Here is a 15,819-nt window from a genome sequence, read left to right as displayed (position 1 = left end):
TTCCCTGTTGTGCACACCATGAGCCAGACCACCGCCTCCCCTTCCCTCCCCGTGATCGCCTTCATCGGCGGCGGCAACATGGCCAGCGCCATCATCGGCGGCCTGGTCCGCCAGGGCCACCCGGCCAGCCAGATCGAGGTCGTCGAACCCTGGGAACAGGCGCGTGAAGCCCTGCGCACGAATTACGGCATCAACGCCCAGACCGAGGCCGGCCCGGCCCTGCAGCGCGCCCGCATCGTGGTCTGGGCCGTCAAGCCCCAGACCTTCAAGGACGCCGCCGCCCAGGCGCGTGCCCACACGCAGGACGCCCTGCACCTGAGCGTGGCCGCCGGCATCCGCTCGGACAGCATCGCCCAATGGCTCGCAAGCGAGCGCATCGTGCGCACCATGCCCAACACCCCCGCCCTGGTGGGCAAGGGCATGAGCGCGCTGTACGCCCGCCCCGGCGTATCCGAGGGTGAGCGCCAGAGCGTGGAAGCCATCATGGCCACCACGGGCGAATACCTGTGGGTGGAGAGCGAAAAGCAGCTCGATGCGGTCACGGCCCTGTCGGGCTCGGGCCCGGCCTATGTCTTCTACTTCCTCGAAGCCATGGCGCGTGCGGGCACGGCCATGGGCCTGTCGGCCGAGCAGGCCCACCGGCTGGCCGTGGGCACTTTCGTGGGCGCCTCGGAACTGGCGCGCCGCTCGGATGAGCCGCCCGCCGTGCTGCGCGAGCGCGTCACCTCCAAGGGCGGCACGACCTATGCGGCGCTGCAGTCCATGCAAAAGGAGGGCGTGGGCGAAGCTTTCGAGCGTGCGATGCAAGCCGCCGAGCACCGCGCCCACGAACTGGGCGATGAGTTTGGCAAGTAATTCCTCGCCCGCTACTCAATTGATGGCAAGCTGGCGCAACAGGTAGCTGCCGGCAATGCCGGCAAAGACCGTGGCGCCCAGCCAGTGGTTGACGCGGAAGGCGGTGAAGCAGCCTTCGCGGCTGCGGTCGCGGATCAGCGTCCAGTGCCAGACTGCCTGGGCCAGGGCGGCGGCCGTGGCCAGCCAGTACAACGGGCCCAGGGCATAGGGTGCCAGCGCCATGCCCCAGATGCCCAGGAACAGCAGGTAGAACAGCACGATGGCCGCCACGTCGAAGCGGCCCAGGGTGATGGCCGAGGTCTTGATGCCGATCTTGAGGTCGTCGTCGCGGTCGACCATGGCGTACTCGGTGTCGTAGGCCAGCACCCAGAACAGGTTGCCCAGCCACATCCACCAGGCCACGGCAGGCACCTGGCCCTGCACGGCGGCGAAGGCGATCACGATGCCGAAGTTGAAGGCGATGCCCAGCACGGCCTGGGGCATGGCGATGATGCGCTTTGTGAACGGGTAGGCAATGGCCACCAGCACGGCGGGCACGGACCAGGCGATGGCCGCCGCATTGGTGGTCAGCACCAGGCCGAAGGACACCAGGGCCAGCACCGCGCCCAGGGCCAGCGCCTGCTTGACGGAAACGGCCCCGGTGGTCACGGGGCGGGCCGCCGTGCGCTTGACGTGGCGGTCGAAGTCGCGGTCGGCCACATCGTTCACGCAGCAGCCCGCGCTGCGCATGAGAAAGGTACCGAGCATGAACACCGCCAGCAGGTGCCAGCCCGGAAAGCCGTCCGCCGCGATCCACAGCGCGCTCAGCGTGGGCCACAGGCAGACCAGCCAGCCGGCGGGCCGGTTCCAGCGGATCAGGTCGAGGTACAGGGACAGGCGGCTGCGCGGCGGTGCGGACATGGCAAGGAAAGCGGCGAATGCGGGGGAGGTTGGCCCATCGGACGGGCGGCACCGGGAATGTAGCAGCCGCGCGCCCCTGCGCCGCCCCCGCCCCCCGGGCAGGACAGCCGCCGTGCAGGAAATGTCCTACACCGGCCATTTGTACAAACCCGTTACATTGTCCGGTTGCCCCCCACCCGGACCTTGCCACGCATGCCCCGATCACCGAGCACCCAGGCTGCCCAGCGCTTTGCCATCCCCAAGAGCCTGATGGCGGGCTTCATCGTCGCGGCCCTGGCCACCCTGGTCATTGCCTTCGTCAACTACCGGGCCTCCGAGGTGCGGGCCGACGCAGTTGCCGCGATGGACCGGACCTCGCAGGCCATGCGCCAGCTGTCGCTGGTGCACTCGGCGCTCAAGGACCTGGAGACCGGCCAGCGCGGCTACCTGCTCACGGGGGATGCCTCCTACCTGCAGCCCTACCTGCTCGCGCAGAACGTGCTGGACCGGCAACTGACGGCCCTCAAGGCCAGCACCGAGGGCAACGCTGGCCAGCGCCGCCTGGTGGTCCAGATCGAGGATCTGACCAAGCAAAAACGCAGCGAACTGGCCGAGACCGTGGACCTGCGCAAGGCCGGCAACGTGGAAGGCGCCATGGCCCTGGTGCGCACCGATGCGGGCAAGAACATCATGGACCGGGTGCGCGACCTGGCCTCGGACCTGGCGGGCCTGCAGACCCAGGAGCTGGAAGACCGCCGCCGCGGCTGGGAGGAGGCCACCTCGCTGTCGGCCTACTACTCCTGGGGCGGCTCGCTGTTGCTGCTGGCGCTGATCTGCATTTCGGCTGCACTGACGGCACGCGAGCACCGCCTCAAGGCACGCCAGAACTGGGTGGTGACGGGCCTGAGCGGCTTGGCCCAGCGCCTGCAGGGCGACCGCCGCGTGGAAGAGATCGGCGAGCTGGCGCTCGAATACCTGGCCACCTACCTCAATGCCAAGGTGGGCGCGGCCTACGCGGTCAACGAACATGGCGGCGGCTTCACGCTGTTCGGCGGCTACGCGCTGCCGCGCGAGCGCCTGGCGCAGAAACTCATCGACGGCGAAGGCCTCGTGGGACAGAGTGCGCGCTCGCGCGAATTGCTGCACGTGCGCGATGTGCCGGCCGACCACCTGACCGTGTCCTCCAGCACGGGCGCATCGGCACCTGCCGAGCTGCTGGTGGCGCCGGCCATCGAAAACGGCGAGGTGTTTGCCGTGATCGAGCTGGGCTTCTACCGCGCGGTGGACGAGTTCGAGCACCGCCTGTTCAAGCAGGCCTCCGAGATGCTGGCCGTGGCCATCCGCTCGGGCCAGGACCGCAGCCGGCTCGAAGCCCTGCTCGAGGAAACCCAGCGCCAGTCCGAGGAGCTGCAGGCCCAGCAGGAGGAACTGCGCGTCAACAACGAGGAGCTGGAGCAACAAAGCCGCATCCTGCAGGAGTCGCAGGCGCAGATGGAGCTGCAGCAGACCGAACTGGAGCAGACCAATGCCCAGCTCGAAGAGCAGACCCAGCAGCTCGAGAACCAGCGCGAGGAGCTGCTGGCGGCCCAGAGCGACCTGACCGAGAAGGCCCGCGAGATCGAGCAGACCAGCCAGTACAAGAGCGAGTTCCTGGCCAACATGAGCCACGAGCTGCGCACCCCGCTCAACTCCACGCTGATCCTGGCCAAGCTGCTGGCCGACAACAAGGCCGGCAACCTCACGGCCGAGCAGGTGAAGTACGCCCAGACCATCTCGTCGGCCGGCAACGACCTGCTGGCGCTGATCAACGACATCCTGGACCTGTCCAAGATCGAGGCCGGCCAGGCCACCATCGACATCGAGAGCGTGGACATCGCCCGCGCCATGCAGTCGCTGGTGGACCCACTGCGCCCCATTGCCGAGGAAAAGGGGCTGACCCTGGCACTCACCATGGACCCGGGCGTGCCAGCCACCATGGACACCGATGCGCTGCGCCTGGGCCAGGTGATCAAGAACCTGCTCTCCAACGCCGTGAAGTTCACCGAACAGGGCAGCGTGGCGCTGCATGTTTCGCCCCTGCCCGGCGACATGCTGGCCTTTGCCGTGCGCGACACCGGCATCGGCATCCCCGAGCATCAGCAGGAGCTGGTCTTCGAGGCCTTCCGCCAGGCCGATGGCAGCACCCACCGCAAGTACGGCGGCACGGGCCTGGGCCTGTCGATCTCGCGCGACCTGGCCCAGTTGCTGGGTGGCAGCATCGCCATCCGCAGCACGCCGGGCCAGGGCAGCGAGTTCACGCTGACCGTACCGCGCCACGCGGTGCAGTCCGCCGAGCCCTCGACCGGCCGGGCCTTGCAGGCGCCCCAGAGCGCGGCCAGTGCGCCGCTTTCCTCTTCCGCCGCTGCGCCCAGCCGGCCGGCCCCTGTGGCCCCGGCCATCCTGCCCGTGGCCGCGCGACCGAAGGGCGAGCGCAACATCCTGGTGATCGAAGACGATGTGCGCTTTGCCAACATCCTGAACGACCTGGCGCGCGAGATGGACTTCCACTGCATCCTGGCCCACACGGCCAGCGAGGGCCTGGCGGCCGCCACGCTGCACCAGCCCAGCGCCATAGTGCTGGATGTGAACCTGCCCGACTTCTCGGGCCTTGGGGTGCTCGACCAGCTCAAGCGCAACCCTGCCACGCGACACATCCCGGTGCACGTGGTCTCGGTGGCCGACTACTCGCAGGAGGCCATGGGCCGCGGTGCCATCGGCTATGCACTCAAGCCCGTCAAGCGCGAAGAGCTGGTGCAGGCGCTGCAGCGCCTGGAGGCCAAGTTCACCCAGGGCATGCGCCGCGTGCTGGTGGTCGAGGACGATGAGCGCCAGCGCGAGAGCGTGCGCGCCCTGCTGGCCACGGACGGCGTGGACATCGTGTGCGTGGAAAACGCCACCGCGGCCCTGGACTACCTGCGCAGCAGCACCTTCGACTGCATGGTGATGGACGTGAACCTGCCCGACCTGAGCGGCTACGAGCTGCTGCAGGCCATGTCGGAGCAGGAGGAGGTCTCCTTCCCGCCGGTCATCGTCTACACCGGGCGCGCCCTCACGCGCGACGAGGAGCAGCAGCTGCGCCGTTTCTCCAAGTCCATCATCATCAAGGACGCACGCTCGCCCGAGCGGCTGCTCGACGAGGTCACGCTGTTCCTGCACCAGGTGGAATCGGAATTGTCGGTGGAGCGCCGGCAGATGCTGCAGGTGGCGCGCAGCCGCGACGCGGCTTTCGAGGGCCGCACCGTGCTGGTGGTGGAGGACGACGTGCGCAACGTGTTCGCACTCTCCAGCATCCTGGAGCCCACGGGCATCTCGGTGCAGATCGCGCGCAACGGCCGCGAGGCGCTCGACTTCCTCGAGCGCTCAGGCGGTGCCGGCCCCGCCGTGGACCTGGTGCTGATGGACATCATGATGCCGGAGATGGACGGCTACACCGCCATGCGCGAGATCCGCAAGCAGCCTGCCTGGCGCAGGCTGCCCATCATCGCCCTCACGGCCAAGGCCATGAAGGACGACCAGGACAAGTGCCTGGCCGCCGGTGCCAACGACTACATCGCCAAGCCGCTGGACGTGGAGAAACTGCTCTCGCTGGTGCGGGTGTGGATGCCCAAGTGAGCACGCCGGAGCCCCGCTTGCACCACCTGAAGACGGCCCGCATCGGCGATATCGAGCAGCGCCTGCTGCTCGACGCGATCTACTACCGCTACCACTACGACTTTCGCGGCTACGCGCAGGCTTCGCTCAAGCGGCGGCTGCAGACGGCACTCTCGCGCTTCTCCTGCCAGACGCTGTCTCAGCTGCAGGACAAGGTGCTGCACGACGCCGCCGTGTTCCCGGCACTGCTCGAGTACCTCACCGTGCAGGTCAGCGAGATGTTCCGTGACCCGCGCTATTTCAAGGCGCTGCGCGAGCAGGTGCTGCCCATCCTGCGCACCTATCCTTCCCTCAAGGTCTGGGTGGCGGGCTGCAGCACGGGCGAAGAGGTGTATTCACTGGCCATCCTGCTGCACGAGGAAGGGCTGCTTGAGCGCACCATCCTCTACGCCACCGACATCAACCAGCAGGCCCTGCAGGCCGCCGAGGCCGGCGTGTTCGACCTCTCCCGCGTGGCCTCCTTCACCGAGAACCATGCGCGCTCGGGCGGCAAGACCTCGCTGTCGGACTACTACTCGGCCGGGTACGGTCGCGTGGTGTTCGACCGCGCGCTGCGCAAGCAGGTGGTGTTCTCCGACCACAGCCTGGCCACGGACACCGTGTTTGCCGAGGTGCACCTGGTGTCCTGCCGCAACGTGCTGATCTATTTCGAGCGCGAGCTGCAGAACCGCGCCCTGGGTCTGTTCAAGGAGGCGCTGTGCCACCGCGGCTTCCTCGGGCTGGGCTCCAAGGAGTCGATGCGCTTCACCGAACAGGCCCCGGCCTTCGACGACTTCGTTCTCGAGGACCGCATCTACCGCAAGAAGGTGGGCACGTGATGGCCGCTGTCCCGGTGCACCAGCGCGGCCCGCGCGGCTTCGATGCCATCGTGATCGGGGGTTCGGCAGGCGCCATAGATGCCATCTCCACCATCTTGCCGGCCCTGCAGGCACACACCCGCGTGGCGGTGCTGGTCACGCTGCACCTGCCGCGCGAGGCCCCGAGCCTGCTGCCCGAGATCTTTCGCCCCCGCTGCGCGCTGCGCACGGCAGAGGCGCAGGACAAGGAGCCCATCGAGGCGGGCACGGTGTACTTCGCGCCGCCCGACTACCACCTGCTGGTGGACGCCGGCCCCCGGCTGGCGCTTTCGGTCGATGAGCCCGTGCACTTCTCGCGCCCGTCCATCGACGTGCTGTTCGAATCGGCCGCAGACACCTATGGTGAGCGTTTGATCGGTATGCTCCTGTCCGGTGCCAACCAGGACGGCGCGCGGGGCATGGCTGCCATCGGCGCTGCGGGAGGGCTCACCATCGTGCAATCCCCTGGCAGCGCCGCCATGTCCGCCATGCCCCAGTCCGCCTTGGACCTGATGGCACCGCACCACGTCCTTCCCCCTTCGGAGATCGCATCCCTGCTGACCGAACTGCAAATGCGGAGAATCCTGTGAGCCCCACCACCTTCCCTGCACAGCCAGCTCCGACCGAACGCATCAAATGCCTGGTGGTGGACGACGTGCCCGAAAACCTCGTGGCCGTGGAGGCCCTGCTGCACAGCGACAGCATCGAGGTGCTCAAGGCCCAGTCAGGCCCCGAGGCGCTGGAGCTGCTGCTCTCCCACGGCGACGTGGCGCTGGCCCTGCTGGACGTGCAGATGCCCGAGATGAACGGCTTCGAGCTGGCCGAACTGATCCGCGGCAGCGAACGCACCCGCCACATCCCGCTGATCTTCATGACCGCCGGCTCGCGCGACCAGAACTGGCAGTTCCGCGGCTACGAGACCGGGGCCGTGGATTTTCTGTACAAGCCCATTGATCCGCAGATGCTGACCTCCAAGGCCGGCGTGTTCTTCGAGCTGTTCCGCCAGAAGCGCACCCTGGCCCGCGAACTGCGCGAGCGCACCGAGGCGTTGCGCATCAACGAGATGTTCATGGCGGTGCTCAGCCACGACCTGCGCACGCCGCTGATGTCCATCGGCGCGGCGGCCACGGCCCTGCAACGCCAGCCCCTGGCGCCCGACAAGGCGCAGGCTTTGGCCGGCCGCGTGCTCAGCAGCAGCCAGCGCATGGGGCGCATGATCGAGGACCTGCTGGACGTGACGCGCATCCGCCAGGGCACCGGCCTGGCGATGCGCATGGCCCCCGTGGACCTGCGTGCCGTGCTGCAGCGCTCGCTGCAGGAGATACGCACGGGCTTTCCCAACCATGTGATCAGCACCAGCGACCAGGGCCATCTTGCCGGCATGGGAGACGAAGAACGGCTGTGCCAGCTGGCAATCAACCTCATCGGCAACGCGGTGCACCATGGCGACCCTGCGGTGGCGATCCATGTGGCGCTCGATGGCAGCGATCCGCACACCCTGGCCCTGACCGTGACCAACGGTGGCACCATTCCACCGGCACTTGTGCCGCAGTTGTTCAGTCCCTTCCGGGGGCGTGACCAGGCACCGGGGCGCCACCAGGGCCTGGGGCTGGGCCTGTTCATCGTGCAGCAGATCGTGCGCTCGCACGGAGGCCGGATCGATGTGCAGTCCGAAGACGGCACCACCCGCTTCCACGTGGTTCTACCGCGCCACCCCACGGCGGCGGGTTGAGCGACGGCCCGGCGTTGCCGGATCAGCGCCCGGAGGGTGAATCGTCGAGGGTGGAGTGCACCTGGACCAGCAAGGCCTCCAGGTCTTCGAGCTCGAAGGGCTTCATCAGCGTGCGCACATGGGGGCCCCAGCCCGAGGGGTGCGCACCCAGGTCATAGCCGGTGCACAGCACCACCCAGCGCCCGGGGTCCACGGCCAGCACTTGGCGGGCCAGGTCCGTGCCCGACAGCCCGGGCAGGCTCACGTCGGTGACCAGCAGGTCGAAAACGCCATCGCGCTCCAGTTCGAGCGCCTCCTCGGCGGTGGCACAGGTCACGATCGTGCGCCCCTCCCCCTCCATCAGCATGCCGATGGTTTCGCGCAGTTCGGGGTTGTCCTCCACATAAAGGATTCGCATAGGGATGGTCGTGTTCTGGAAGGCGGAGCGTGGCGAAAAGAGGAGACGGGAATACCAGCCCGGATCATTCAGGAAAGCAGGGGCATCGCCTGTAGGACGGGATGCCAAGTGCGGCACGCCTCCCCAAAAAGGAGGCTCCCTCACAAAAAGAAACGGGGCCTTGCGGCCCCGTCCAGTTCACTCCTCGAGCAGCGAGCGCAGCATCCAGGCGGTCTGCTCGTGCACCGTGAGGCGCTGGGTCAGCAGGTCGGCCGTGGGCTCGTCACTGGCCTTGTCGGCCAGGGGGAACAGGCTGCGCGCCGTGCGGGCCACGGCCTCGTGGCCTTCGACCAGCACGCGCACCATGTCCAGCGCCTTGGGCGGCTTGCTCGGTGCATCGGCCACGGTGGCCAGCTTGCCGAAGTCGGCATACGAGCCGGGAGCGATGTGGCCCAGCGAGCGGATGCGCTCGGCGATCGGGTCCACGGCGTTCCACAGTTCGGTGTACTGCGCCATGAACATGGTGTGCAGCGTGTTGAACATCGGCCCCGTCACGTTCCAGTGGAAGTTGTGCGTGGTCAGGTACAGCGTGTAGGTGTCGGCCAGCAGGCGCGACAGGCCCTGGGCGATGGCAGCGCGGTCTTTTTCGCTGATGCCGATGTTGATGCTGGGGGCGGTGGACTTGGCGGCTTTGGCCATGGAGGCTCCTTCGTTGGAATGGCAGTCAATCGATGGATGCGCCGCGCCGGTGTGCGCCGGATGGCTCCGGGCACTGGCGCGGCGGCTCACGTTCACTTTAGCGCAAGCCCCAATCCCTTTACTGCATCTGGTCCAAGTTTCCGATGCGCACCAGCATCTCGGTGAACATCTGCATGTCGGCGTCGAGGTCCACGACTTCCTTGAATTCCTTGGCGTTGTGGGCCGTGTACTTCTTGCCCGGCATGGCGGGGCCGAAGTTGATGGCGTTGGGCATGAGCTTGGCCGTGGTGCTGCCAGCGGTGGGCACGGGCTTGGCTTCGAGGCCCGTGGTGTCACCGAAGGTATTGAGCAGCGTGGACAGCCAGGCGCCCTTGGGATCGCGCGCCATCCAGTTGCCCTGCTGGTGGTCGATGATCACGGGGACGGAGGCCTGGGCGGCCCAATCGTTGATCTTGACCTTGCCGGAATGGACCAGTGCGTCGGGCGTCATGCCGCGCGGCATGCGCACGTTGACCAGCACATCGACCATGCCGTCCTTTTCGCGCACGAGGTTGGGCGACATGGTCAGCGGGCCCATGAAATCATCGCTGTAGGCCATGCCGATGGTGCGTCCCAGGTAGTCCGTGCCATACAGTTCAGCGATGTAGCGCACGGCATTGGCGTAGCCGGTGGGCGCCACCGCAACGCCGGACTCGCGCAGGAACAGTGCCAGGCGGGGCAGCGGGTTCACACCCTCTTCGGGGCGCGAGCCGTGGGCCGAGGTGCCGGTGACCTTGATCTGCACCGCGCCAGCTTCCTGCACCACGTCGACCTTGAAGGCCCCGCCCTGCGGCGTGTACTTGGCGATGAAGGCGGCCTTGGCACCGTTCAGCTTGGCCGCCACGGCGGCCAGGTCACCGCCCTCCAGGCGCATCGTCGCGGTCTGCGGCACGGCATTGGTGGAAGCGGCACCGGTCATCGCGGTGATGGCCGTGTAGCCGGCCGGTGCGTCCTGCAGCGGGAACGAGGTGCGCAGGGCGCCAGAGCCCTTCTCGGCGACCACAGCGGGGTACTTGCTGTCGAGCACGATGTTGTACTCGGGCAGCTCGGTCTTGGTGCGGTAGTACTTCATGGCGTCACCACCGGTTTCCTCCGTGGTCTCGATCATGAGGCGGATGGTGCGCGACAGCGGCAGGCCGCTTTCCTTCACGGCCTTCATTGCATACAGCACGGTGGCGATGGAGCCCTTGTCGTCGATGGAGCCGCGGCCGTACAGGTTGCCCCCGACGCGCGTGAGCTTGAAGGGGTCCAGGCGCGTGCCGTCGTCCAGCACCCATTCGTCGGCCACCACGGGCACCACGTCGGCATGCGTGAGGATGCCGAATTCTTCCTTGCCCGTGCCCGGCAGCTTCACTTCGAAGATGCGGTTGTCCACGTTGCGGTACTCCAGGCCGAAATCCTTGGCCATGCCTTCGACCAGTGCGCCGAAGGCGATGATGGCCTTGTCCTCGTGCGGCGGCACCTTGTCGCTGCGGAAGGTGGGAATGGCCACCATGCGCGCCGTGGCATCGATCACCGCAGCCTGGTTGCGCAGCCGGTTGTACAGGCCCAGCAGGCGGCTGATGTTGACCAGGTCGTCACCGGCCAGCGGGGCCTTGGCCTTGTAGCCGGCCACGCTGGCCTGCAGCAGGGGGTTCTCACGCGCGGCCTGCGCCAGGAATTCGTCAAAGCTGCCCTGGGCAGCGGCCGGCAAGGCAGCCACCAGGCGGTCCATCTGGGCCTTCTTGATCGTAGTCGCCTGCGGCGCGTTGGTCGCCACGCTGGAGCAGGCGGTCAGGCCCACGGCAAGGCCTGCGGCCATCAAAATCTTCTTCATCTCTGTAGCTTTCCTTGGGAATGGGGGAGCGCGGGACAAGCGCGGGCTGCATGTGGCGCAACTCCGCAGCACCGGGCCCCGTGTACGGGAATGCCGGCGGGCCTCGCGCGGCGAAAGTGTATCGCTGCCGGGGCCCCTTGCGCCAGGGCGTCCGGCAAGGGCTGTCAGGACAGGCGCGTGACCCCCGGCAGCTCGCAGGCGTAGATCGCGTTGCGCAGCGCCGCGATGGCCTCGTAGCGCGTGAAGCTGCGCCGCCAGGCCAGCACCACGCGGCGCATGGGCGGCGGGCTGCCATCGTCTTCGCGGATGGGGACGTAGCGGATGTAGCTCTCGTCGCTCTTGCGCCTGCGCGACACCGTGAGCAGCGCATCGCGCGGCACCGACAGGCGCGGCACCAGGGTCACGCCCATGCCGGCGGCCACCATGTGCTTGATGGTCTCCAGCGACGAGCCCTCGAAGGACTTGCGGATGCCTTCGGCATTGCTGGCAAAGCGCGCGAACTCGGGGCACACCTCCAGCACATGGTCGCGAAAGCAGTGGCCCGCACCCAGCAGCAGCATGGTCTCGCTCTTGAGTTCGGCCGCGGAGATGGACTTCTGCGCGCCCAAGGGGTGGTTGGCGGGCAGCGCCGCCATGAAGGGTTCGTCGTACAGCGGTGCCATGGCCAGGCCGGTGTCGGGAAAAGGCTCGGCCAGGATGGCGCAGTCGATTTCGCCGGTGCGCAGCATCTCCAGCAGCTTGACGGTGAAGTTCTCCTGCAGCATCAGCGGCATCTGCGGGGTGCGCGCAATCGAATGGCGCACCAGGTCGGGCAGCAGGTAGGGGCCGATGGTGTAGATCACGCCCAGGGTCAGCGGGCCGGCCAGCGGGTCCTTGCCGCGCTTGGCGATCTCCTTGATGGCGGCGGCCTGCTCCAGCACGCTTTGCGCCTGGCGCACGATTTCCTCGCCCAGCGGCGTGACGGTGACCTCGCCGGCGCTGCGCTCGAAAAGCTTCACATCGAGCTCTTCCTCAAGCTTCTTGATGGCCACCGACAGCGTGGGCTGCGACACATAGCAGGCATCGGCCGCATGGCCGAAGTGCTTTTCGCGCGCCACGGCGACGATGTATTTGAGTTCGGTGAGGGTCATGGAGATTCCAGACGGATAGAGCCTCCATTGTGCAGCGCCGCGCGCCGGACCACCCAACAGGCCATGCAACCCCGGTACAGGAGCAGGCCGATGGGCAGCGCCAGGGCCATGCCGCACACCAGCGGCAAGGGGTCTAAAAGGCTGCGGGCAGCCTGCGGCTCCTCGAAGATCCCGGATCCCAGCGGCAGCAGCGGTGCGTCCACCACCGGAGCGGCTCCCCAGGGACCGGGGACGTCATCTCACGCTTTCAGGTAGTCGGATTTTCCGCCCAGCCAGCGCATCACGTGGCGCTCGGCAAGCCCGGCATGGCGGTCCAGCATCACCGGTGCCAGCTCGCGCGCCCATTCGAGCAAATGGGTGTCGGTGGCCAGATCGGCAAAGCGCAGCAGTGCGTCACCCGATTGCCGGGCGCCGAGGAATTCGCCCGGCCCGCGGATCTCCAAGTCGCGCCGGGCGATCTCGAAGCCATCGTTGGTCTCGGCCATGGCGCGCAGGCGCTCCTTGGCGGTCTCGCCCACCCGGCCGCTGTCGTTGGTGGCGTACAGCAGCACGCAGGCCGATGCGGCCGCACCGCGCCCCACACGCCCGCGCAGCTGGTGCAGCTGCGACAGGCCGAAGCGCTCGGCATGCTCGATGACCATCAGCGAGGCATTGGGCACGTCCACCCCGACCTCGATCACCGTGGTGCTCACCAGCACGCCCATCTGGCCGCTGGAGAAGAGCGCCATCACGGCCTTCTTCTCGGCGGCCGGCATGCGCGAATGCAGCAGGCCGACCATGACGCCGGGCAGGGCCTCGCTGAGGTCGGCATGGGTGGCCGTGGCATTGCTCAGGTCCAGCGCCTCGCTCTCCTCGATCAGCGGGCACACCCAGTAGACCTGCCGGCCGCTGGCGACCTGCGAGCCGATGCGAGCGATCACTTCGTCCTTGCGGCTGTCGGCAATGAGCTTGGTGACGATGGGCGTGCGCCCGGGTGGCAGTTCGTCGATCACCGAGACATCGAGGTCGGCGTAGTAGCTCATGGCCAGGGTGCGTGGAATCGGGGTGGCGCTCATCATCAGCATGTGCGGCTCCATGCCCTGGGCCGCCAATTTCTGGCGCAGGGACAGACGCTGCGCCACCCCGAAGCGATGCTGCTCGTCGATGATGGCCAGCGCCAGGTTCTTGAAGCGCACCTGGTCCTGGATCACGGCATGCGTGCCCACCACCAGCGCGGCTTCGCCGCTCTCGACCAGGGCCAGCATGGCCGTGCGGTCCTTCTTCTTCTGCCCGCCCACCAGCCAGGCCACCCGGCGGCCGTGTGCCGCCAGCAGCGGCTCCAGCCAGCCGATCATCTTGGCGAAGTGCTGCTCGGCCAGGATTTCAGTGGGCGCCATCAGCGCGCACTGCCAGCCGGCGTCCATGGCGATGGTGGCGGCCAGCGCGGCCACCACCGTCTTGCCCGAACCCACGTCGCCCTGCAGCAGGCGGTGCATGGGCACCCGGTGGGCCAGGTCTTTGGCAATCTCCACCCCGACCCGCCGCTGGGCGGCGGTCAGCGAAAAGGGCAGCACGGCCATGAGTTGCTCGTGCAGGGGCAGTGCGCCGTCCACCACCTTGCGCGGGCGCAGCACCGGTGCACGCAACTGGTCGCGTTCGCGGCGCGACTGCTGCTGCGAGAGCTGCTGGGCCAGCAGCTCCTCGGCCTTCAGGCGCTGCCAGGCCGGGTGGCTGTGGTCCTCCAGCGTGGACAGCGACACGTCGGGCGTGGGGTGGTGCAAAAAGACGAGCGCCTCGCGCAGGTTGAATGCGCGGTAACTGCCGCCGTCATGCCGGAAGACGGCGTAGGGCGGCTCGGTGCCGGCAGGCAGGGTTTCCGACAGGTCCACCCGGCCGAGCGCGCCGACCACGGCCCGGCGCAGGTAGGCCTGCGGCAGGCCGGCCGTGGTCGGGTAGACGGGGGTCAGCGCGGCGGGCAGCTCGCCGCCGGCCTGGCGAAAGGCCGGGTGCAGCATCTGGCGCCCCCAGAATCCGCCCTTGACCTCGCCGCGGATGCGCAAGCGAGCACCCACTGACATCGTCTTCTGGTGCGAAGGGTAGAAGCTGAAGAAACGCAGTTCGCAAGAGCCGGACTCGTCCTCCACCTGCACCAGCAGCTGGCGGCGCGGGCGCAACTGCACCTCGCAGGCGGTCACGGTGGCTTCGATCTGCACCATCTGGCCATCGCGCGCGCTGGACAGCGGCGTGATGCGGGTTTCATCCTCGTAGCGCAGGGGCAGGTGCAGGGCCAGATCGATGTCGCGCTTCAGGCCGAGCTTGTGCAGTGCCTTTTGCGCAACACTGGCGGTGGAGGCTGCCCTAGGAGCGGCGGGCGTGGTATTCAAGGGTTATCCAGCAAGACGAGGGATTCATGGGCCAAAAAGGCTAACATGGTTACTGTTTATTACCTGGTTTTGGCAGGCCCTGGCGATCTGGACAGTTTCCATGCTCAAGCGCATCAGTATTCAGCATCTCACGTTGGGCATGTACCTGCACGACTTCTGCGGCTCGTGGATGGACCATCCATTCTGGCGCGCCAAGTTCGTCCTCAAGGACCCCAAGGACCTGGCTCGCATCAAGGGCACCAGCATCGAGGAGGTGTGGATCGACATCTCCAAGGGCCTGGACGTGGCGGCCGGCGTGCGCTCCGTCTCGCGCGAGGAGGCGGACATCCAGGTGGAAACCGACTTCAGCCTGCTGGAGAACCTGCCGCCCCTGGTGGTGGACCCTCCCCCGCCGCCAGCCCCCGTCCGGCGCCAGGCACGCGGCAAGGCCCCCGCCAGCATGCACAACGAGCTGCTGGCCGCCGCCTCGATCTGCGGCGAAGCCAAGCAGGCCATGGTTTCCATGTTCCGGGAAGCGCGCATGGGCAAGGCCGTGAATCCGGACAACGCCCGCAGCCTGGTGGAGGAGATTTCCGACTCCGTCACGCGCAACCCGGGTGCGCTGATCAGCCTGGCGCGCCTGAAGACGGCCGACGACTACACCTACATGCACTCGGTGGCGGTGTGTGCCCTGATGGTGGCACTGGCCAAGCAGATCAACCTCAATGAGGAGCACACGCGCAGCGCCGGCATGGCCGGGCTGCTGCACGACCTGGGCAAGGCGGCCATCCCGCTGGCCGTGCTCAACAAGCCGGGGAAGCTCACGGACGCCGAATTCGCTGTGGTCCAGAGCCATCCCGCCGAAGGGTACGAGATGCTCAAGGAGGGCGGCGCCGTGGAGGACGCGGTGCTCGACGCCTGCCGCCACCACCACGAGAAAATGGACGGCTCGGGCTACCCCGACAAGCTCAAAGGCGACGAGATCAGCCTGATCGCGCGCATGACGGCCATCTGCGACGTCTACGATGCCATCACCTCCGACCGCCCCTACAAGTCCGGCTGGGACCCGGCCGAGTCGCTGCGCCGCATGGCCGAATGGACCAAGGGCCATTTCGACCCCCGGCTGTTCCAGGCCTTCGTCAAGAGCATCGGCATCTACCCCGTGGGCTCGCTGGTGCGGCTGACCTCCGGGCGCATCGGCGTGGTGACCGAGCAGGTACAGACATCGCTGACCTCGCCCAAGGTCAAGGTCTTCTTCTCGACCAAGTCGGGCATGCGCATCCCGCCCGACGTGGTGGACCTGGCCGCCCCCGGCTGCACGGAAAAGATCGTGGCGCGCGAAGATCCGGAGAAATGGAAGTTCCCGGACCTCAACGAACTGTGGTCCGGATTTTCCGGGCAGGCCTGGTAGGCCGCCCGGGCGTG

General features: G+C 67.7%; 13 protein-coding genes. 6 read left to right on the top strand and 7 right to left on the bottom strand.

The features are described from left to right. The first annotated feature begins 18 nt into the window (after positions 1 to 18). The gene (gene proC, locus AC07PF_RS17985) at positions 19 to 855 is read left to right on the top strand and encodes a pyrroline-5-carboxylate reductase (RefSeq protein WP_494612773.1); all 837 of its coding nucleotides are present in this window, start codon (positions 19 to 21) and stop codon (positions 853 to 855) included. Between the two features lie 15 nt (positions 856 to 870). On the opposite strand, the gene ubiA is transcribed toward proC, so the two are convergent. After that, the gene (ubiA, locus tag AC07PF_RS17980) at positions 871 to 1,755 is read right to left on the bottom strand and encodes a 4-hydroxybenzoate octaprenyltransferase (protein WP_494612772.1); all 885 of its coding nucleotides are present in this window, start codon (positions 1,753 to 1,755) and stop codon (positions 871 to 873) included. A gap of 192 nt (positions 1,756 to 1,947) precedes the next feature. Between ubiA and AC07PF_RS17975 the strand changes: the two genes are divergently transcribed. The 4 genes from AC07PF_RS17975 to AC07PF_RS17960 are packed head-to-tail and all read left to right on the top strand — an operon-like array spanning position 1,948 to position 7,992. Next, entirely contained in the window at positions 1,948 to 5,385 is a 3,438-nt protein-coding gene (locus AC07PF_RS17975; RefSeq protein ID WP_494612771.1) for a response regulator, read from the top strand. Between the two features lie 17 nt (positions 5,386 to 5,402). Then, positions 5,403 to 6,242, top strand: coding sequence for a CheR family methyltransferase (locus tag AC07PF_RS17970; protein WP_007861676.1), 840 nt, complete (start codon positions 5,403 to 5,405; stop codon positions 6,240 to 6,242). Continuing rightward, a complete protein-coding gene (locus tag AC07PF_RS17965) occupies positions 6,242 to 6,850 on the top strand; it encodes a chemotaxis protein CheB (protein ID WP_494612770.1) in 609 nt (202 codons plus the stop codon). The genes AC07PF_RS17970 and AC07PF_RS17965 overlap by 1 nt, the downstream gene beginning before the upstream one ends. After that, positions 6,847 to 7,992 (top strand): hybrid sensor histidine kinase/response regulator, encoded by a 1,146-nt coding sequence (locus tag AC07PF_RS17960; RefSeq protein ID WP_494612769.1) that lies wholly within the window; start codon positions 6,847 to 6,849, stop codon positions 7,990 to 7,992. Before AC07PF_RS17965 ends, AC07PF_RS17960 begins: the two co-directional genes overlap by 4 nt. Positions 7,993 to 8,014: 22 nt before the next feature. On the opposite strand, the gene AC07PF_RS17955 is transcribed toward AC07PF_RS17960, so the two are convergent. The 6 genes from AC07PF_RS17955 to recG all read right to left on the bottom strand — a co-directional run bounded on the left by AC07PF_RS17955 (position 8,015) and on the right by recG (position 14,415). Next, positions 8,015 to 8,389 carry a response regulator gene (locus AC07PF_RS17955; RefSeq protein WP_007861673.1) on the bottom strand — a complete coding sequence of 125 codons (375 nt, stop codon included), beginning with the start codon at positions 8,387 to 8,389 and terminating at the stop codon, positions 8,015 to 8,017. Between the two features lie 177 nt (positions 8,390 to 8,566). After that, positions 8,567 to 9,067: a Dps family protein gene (locus AC07PF_RS17950; protein ID WP_007861672.1), complete on the bottom strand. Its 501-nt coding sequence runs from the start codon at positions 9,065 to 9,067 to the stop codon at positions 8,567 to 8,569. Between the two features lie 118 nt (positions 9,068 to 9,185). Further along, positions 9,186 to 10,922 (bottom strand): dipeptidase, encoded by a 1,737-nt coding sequence (locus AC07PF_RS17945; RefSeq protein ID WP_494612768.1) that lies wholly within the window; start codon positions 10,920 to 10,922, stop codon positions 9,186 to 9,188. Positions 10,923 to 11,086: 164 nt separating this feature from the next. Continuing rightward, the gene (locus tag AC07PF_RS17940) at positions 11,087 to 12,052 is read right to left on the bottom strand and encodes a LysR substrate-binding domain-containing protein (protein WP_007861670.1); all 966 of its coding nucleotides are present in this window, start codon (positions 12,050 to 12,052) and stop codon (positions 11,087 to 11,089) included. After that, a complete protein-coding gene (locus tag AC07PF_RS17935; RefSeq protein WP_494612767.1) occupies positions 12,049 to 12,255 on the bottom strand; it encodes a hypothetical protein in 207 nt (68 codons plus the stop codon). The genes AC07PF_RS17940 and AC07PF_RS17935 overlap by 4 nt, the downstream gene beginning before the upstream one ends. 36 nt (positions 12,256 to 12,291) lie before the next feature. Continuing rightward, positions 12,292 to 14,415, bottom strand: a complete 2,124-nt coding sequence (recG, locus tag AC07PF_RS17930) for an ATP-dependent DNA helicase RecG (protein WP_494612766.1) — start codon at positions 14,413 to 14,415, stop codon at positions 12,292 to 12,294. 100 nt (positions 14,416 to 14,515) lie between these two features. Here recG and AC07PF_RS17925 point away from each other — a divergent pair, with 100 nt between their 5' ends. Then, positions 14,516 to 15,805 carry an HD-GYP domain-containing protein gene (locus AC07PF_RS17925; RefSeq protein WP_494612765.1) on the top strand — a complete coding sequence of 430 codons (1,290 nt, stop codon included), beginning with the start codon at positions 14,516 to 14,518 and terminating at the stop codon, positions 15,803 to 15,805. Positions 15,806 to 15,819 lie beyond the last annotated feature (14 nt).

Source organism: Acidovorax sp. GW821-FHT10A04 (genome assembly GCF_059415825.1).
This window is presented reverse-complemented; position numbering and strand designations above follow the sequence as displayed.